Annotated in this window: 3 protein-coding genes and 1 pseudogene; 1 reads left to right on the top strand and 3 read right to left on the bottom strand. The window is 70.6% G+C overall.

Going from position 1 to position 3593, the window contains the following annotated elements; all coding sequences use genetic code 11:
• On the bottom strand, positions 1–495 hold a 495-nt coding region (locus AC2W7C_RS14975), incomplete at its 3' end, for a glutathione S-transferase family protein (RefSeq protein ID WP_486002129.1).
• A gap of 255 nt (positions 496–750) precedes the next feature.
• Between AC2W7C_RS14975 and AC2W7C_RS14970 the strand changes: the two are divergent.
• Positions 751–1412 (top strand): annotated as a pseudogene (locus tag AC2W7C_RS14970) (helix-turn-helix transcriptional regulator); the annotation flags it as partial.
• Here AC2W7C_RS14970 and AC2W7C_RS14965 read toward each other — a convergent pair.
• Both AC2W7C_RS14965 and AC2W7C_RS14960 read right to left on the bottom strand, forming a co-directional pair.
• Positions 1376–2716 carry an acetyl-CoA C-acyltransferase gene (locus AC2W7C_RS14965; protein ID WP_486002128.1) on the bottom strand — a complete coding sequence of 447 codons (1341 nt, stop codon included), beginning with the start codon at positions 2714–2716 and terminating at the stop codon, positions 1376–1378. The pseudogene AC2W7C_RS14970 and the gene AC2W7C_RS14965 sit on opposite strands and share 37 nt — an antisense overlap.
• A 100-nt stretch (positions 2717–2816) precedes the next feature.
• Positions 2817–3593 (bottom strand): SDR family NAD(P)-dependent oxidoreductase (locus AC2W7C_RS14960; protein ID WP_486002127.1); only part of this gene is annotated, 777 nt, incomplete at its 5' end.

The raw sequence follows: 3593 nt of genomic DNA, 5'->3' as shown, positions 1-3593 counted from the left end.
GGCCAGGGCGGCCGGCGCGGCGTCCTTGGCCATGGCCAGCAGATTTCCGGGCCGCGCCGCGACGCGGGCCAGCCAGGCGTCCATCCGCTCGCTGGGCGGCCCGAATTCCCGCCCCCAGGCCATGGCCGAGCCCACCATGACGTCCACCGCGGTGAAGCGATGGCCCATCAGATAGGGTCCGTGCTCCAGCGCGCCGAGGATGCGGGCGTTGACCGCGTCGTAGCGCTTCTGGGCCAAGGCGTCGCCCTCGGTCTGGCCGCTGATCTTGCCCCAGTACGCCGGCTCCATCTCGCCCGCCGTCCAGGCCAGCCAGGTGACGTAGGCGGCCCGCTCTGGCGAACCGACCGGGGCCCCCAGGTCCGCCTTGGGAAACAGGTCGGTCAGGTACAGGGCGATGGCGGCTGACTCGGTGACCAGGGCGCCGTCGTGCAGCAGGGCCGGCACCTTGCCGTCCGGGTGCAGGTTCGCCTTGTCGCGGCCGCCGGTCCCGGTCATGGCGCGGAAGATGTCGACGTATTCGATCTCATACGCGCGCCGATCTCCTCCATCAGCCAGACGATCCGGCCGGAGCGCGATTGGGGAGCGTGGAACAGGGTCAGCATCTGATCTCTCCATCATTCTGGGCGCTATCGCTCGGCCCGCGAGGCTTCGCTGCTTGAGCGCCGGGCGGCCCCTCGCCGCCGGTGAAGATTGATCTACTGCCACCCTGCTGCCAGCATGCTGTCAGCAGCCGCATGTCAGGGTGACGGAATGAGACGCGCAGACCGCCTGTTCCAGATCATCCAGGTCCTCCGGCGCTCGTCCCGGCCGGTGACGGCCGAGGCGATCGCGTCGAGCTGGAGACGTCGAAACGCTCCATCTATCGGGACATCGCCACCCTGATGGGCCAGCGGGTCCCCATTCGGGGCGAGGCGGGGCTCGGCTACGTCCTGGACGGCGGCTTCGACATGCCGCCGCTCATGCTGACCTCCGACGAGGTCGAGGCCGCCGTTCTGGGCGCGCAGTGGGTCGCTAGCCGCGGCGATCCGGCCCTGGCCCGGGCCGCGCGGGACCTGATCTCGAAGATCGCCGCCACCGTCCCCGAGCGTCTGCGCCCGGTGGTGCTGGAGCCGGCCGTGGCCAGCCCGCCGATGTGGGAGCCGCGCAAGGAGGACAGCCTGGACATGGCTCAGGTGCGCGCCTGGATCCACGCCGGCCGCAAGCTGGCGCTGCACTACCGCGACGAACAGGACCGCGAGACCCGGCGCACCATCTGGCCGTTCCTGATCGGCTATCGCGAGACCACGCGCCTGCTGGTCGCCTGGTGCGAGGCGCGCGACGACTTCCGGACCTTCCGCACCGACCGGGTGGTGGCGGCGGAGTTCCTCGAGGACCGCTACCCGGGCCGCCCGGCGGTGCTGCGCGCCCGCTGGGCGCCGAGATGGAGGCCGCCGCTGCGACGAGAGCGCCAAGATGGCCGCGCGCTGGGCGGCCCGAAAGGCCGCGGCCGCGAACGGCCGGCCGGCGGATCAGTAGATCTCGAACCAGGCCCGCCGGCCCCCATCCCACCGCCGACGCACATGGTGACGACGCCGTATTTCGCGCCGCGCCGCTTGCCCTCGATCAGGACGTGGCCGGTCATCCGGGCGCCCGACATGCCATAGGGGTGACCGATCGAGATCGCGCCGCCCGAGACGTTCAGGCGGTCATTGGGGATGCCCAGCCGGTCGCGGCAGTACAGCACCTGGACGGCGAACGCCTCGTTCAGCTCCCAGATGCCGATGTCGTCGACGGTCAGGCCGTGACGCTCCAGCAGGCGCGGGACGGCGAAGACGGGGCCGATGCCCATCTCATCGGGCTCGCAGCCGGCCACGGCCATGCCGCGCAAGGCGCCCAACGGCTGCAGGCCCCGGCGTTCGGCTTCCCTGGCCTCCATGATCACCGAGGCCGAGGCGCCGTCTGACAGCTGGCTGGCGTTTCCGGCGGTAATGAAGCGGCCCTCCGCGATCTCCTCGCCGCCGCCGAAGACTGGCTTCAGGGACGCCAGGCCTTCCAGCGTGGTGTCGGCCCGGTTGCCCTCGTCCTTGGACAGGGTGACCTCCTTCGGGGACGCCTGGCCGGTCGCCTTGTCCACCACCTGCATGACCGTGGTCATCGGCACGATCTCGGCGTCCAGCCGCCCTTCGGCCTGAGCCTGGGCGGTGCGTTGCTGGGACTGCAGCGCGTACTCGTCCTGGGCCTCGCGGCTGATCCCATAGCGGGCCGCGACGACCTCGGCGGTCTCCAGCATCGACATATAGACATGGGGGACCAGCTTGATCAGGTCGGGGTCCCGCAGCCGGTGCAGGTTCATGTTCTGGTTCTGCACCAGGGAGATGGACTCCAGCCCCCCGCCGACGGCGACGACCTGGCCATCCTGGGTGACTTGCTTGGCCGCCGTGGCGATGGCCATCAGGCCCGAGGCGCACTGACGGTCCACGCTCATGCCGGCGGTGGTGACCGGCAGGCCCGCGGCGAGGGCCGCCTGGCGTCCGATGTTGGTGCCGGTCGAGCCCTGCTGCAGCGCCGCGCCCATGACCACGTCCTCGATCTCGGCCGGATCGATCCCGGCCCGCTGGACGGCGTGCCGAATGGCGTGACCGCCCAGCTGCTGGGCCTGGGTGTCGTTGAAAGCGCCCCGATAGGCGCGGCCGATCGGGGTGCGGGCGGTGGAGACGATGACGGCTTCTGGTCGCATCTGCGGTGCTCCTTTGTTGGCGCTATCGCTCGGCGCGCGGCGCCTCGCTGCTTGAGCGCGATGGCGTTGATCTAGGGACTTGCCGTGGCGTCAGCCAAGGTCAGCCCTGATGCGCGGCCTGGGCCTTGGTCAGTTCGGTGAAGCCCTGGGCGGCGCCCATCTCCGGCACGATCTCACCCTCGCGATCCGAGATCTCGTCGAACCGGGCCGCGACTTGTTCTGGGGCGTCCTCGCCGGCGATCCAGGCGCCTTGCGTCAGGGTGACGTAGGCGCGCTCGAAGCCGCCGGCGCCGGCGGCCAGGATGCAGCGGCTGGGGGCGTCCTCGCTGACCAGGTAGAGCAGGCCCGGAGTCACCATCTCGGGCCCCAGCAGCTCCAACGGCAGGCGAGCGCCCAGGTCTTCGGTCATGCGGGTGTGGGCGGTGGGGGCCAGGCAGTTCACCCGGATGTCGTTCTTGGCGCCCTCGATGGACAGCGTCTGCATCAGGCCCACCAGGGCCATCTTGGCGGCGCCGTAGTTGGACTGGCCGAAATTGCCGTAGAGGCCCGACGACGAGGTGGTCATGACGATCCGGCCGTAGTTCCGCTCGCGCATGATGTCCCACACCGCCTTGGTGCAGTTGACCGCGCCCATCAGGTGCACGTCGACGACGAAGCGGAAGTCCTCCAGCTCCATCTTGGCGAAGGTCTTGTCGCGCAGGACGCCGGCGTTGTTCACCAGGATGTCGATCCGGCCCCATTTCGCCATGGCGGCCTCGACCATGGCCTGGACGGCGGAGGGATCGGTCACCGAGGCGGCGTTGGCCATGGCCTCGCCGCCAGCGGCCCGGATCTCCGCGACCACGGCCTCGGCGGCGGTGGCCGACGAGCCGGAGCC

The sequence above is a fragment of the Brevundimonas sp. CURTG3B2_SDJG genome (assembly GCF_057364705.1).
Note: the sequence above shows the minus strand (reverse complement) of the source record. Positions and strands in the feature narration are given on the sequence as shown.